1 protein-coding gene and 1 pseudogene are annotated in these 810 nt (G+C 72.3%); both read left to right on the top strand.

Features of this window, described 5'->3' with window-relative positions; genetic code table 11:
* Window positions 1–408: pseudogene (locus FV228_RS31295) on the top strand (hypothetical protein); the annotation flags it as partial.
* A 190-nt stretch (window positions 409–598) separates the two neighbouring features.
* A partial coding sequence (locus FV228_RS31290; RefSeq protein WP_147857925.1) for a YcjX family protein occupies window positions 599–810 on the top strand: 212 nt, incomplete at its 3' end.

The following is an 810-nucleotide window of genomic DNA, read 5'->3' as shown; positions in this document are numbered from 1 at the left end:
GTGCCCCACATCGCCGCCGGCATCGCGTCCCCGGCGGCACCTTCGCTCTCCCGCGGCGCCGCGGATCCGGCCGCGCTCCTCGACCGCAAGGTTCCGAGCCCCGACCGGATGGTCGCGGAATCGGCGCTCCTGCCCGCCATCGCCTCCGGACTGCCCTTCCTCGACCTGCGTCTGCCGGCCCCGCTCTGCACGGGCGACGAGGTCCGGATCCAGGCCTATGCCGCGAAGATCAGCGGCAGCGTCGGGCTGAAGCCGACCGACGACCTCGACCTATTCGGGCCGGACGGCGCGCCGCGACCGAATCTGGCGCCGGTGATGCTCGCCATGTCGGCGGTGGAACTCGGCACGCTCCGGGCCAGCCCGGACCTCGTCGAGGCCGCCATCGCGCGCCTGAAGCCCACCCCGTAAAGTCATGGTTTCAAAAGGTCTTCGACCTTTTGCGGGTCCGGGGCAGTGCCCGGGTCTCTCAGGGGCTCCGTCCCCGAACCCCGCCAAAGGGCTGAGCCCTTTGGAAACCCGGTCCCGGGGCAAGCCTTGCGGTTCGGGCCGAACCGCGCCACCTGTGCCCCGCCTCTTTTCCCAGACGACGAGCCCGCCCGTGCCCCTGACCGACCTTGCCGCACGCGCCGGCTCGGCCGTCAAAGCCTTCGCCGAAGCCTCGCACGACCTGCTGATCCAGCCGACCTTGCGGCTCGGGGTCACCGGGCTCGCGCGCTCGGGCAAGACCGTGTTCACCACGGCGCTGATCCACCACCTCGTGGAGGCGCACGCCCTGCCGGCCTTCGCGCCCGCGCAGGAGGGCCGCCTGCG

This window comes from Methylobacterium sp. WL18 (genome assembly GCF_008040015.1).
Lineage (GTDB): Bacteria > Pseudomonadota > Alphaproteobacteria > Rhizobiales > Beijerinckiaceae > Methylobacterium > Methylobacterium mesophilicum.
This window is presented reverse-complemented; position numbering and strand designations above follow the sequence as displayed.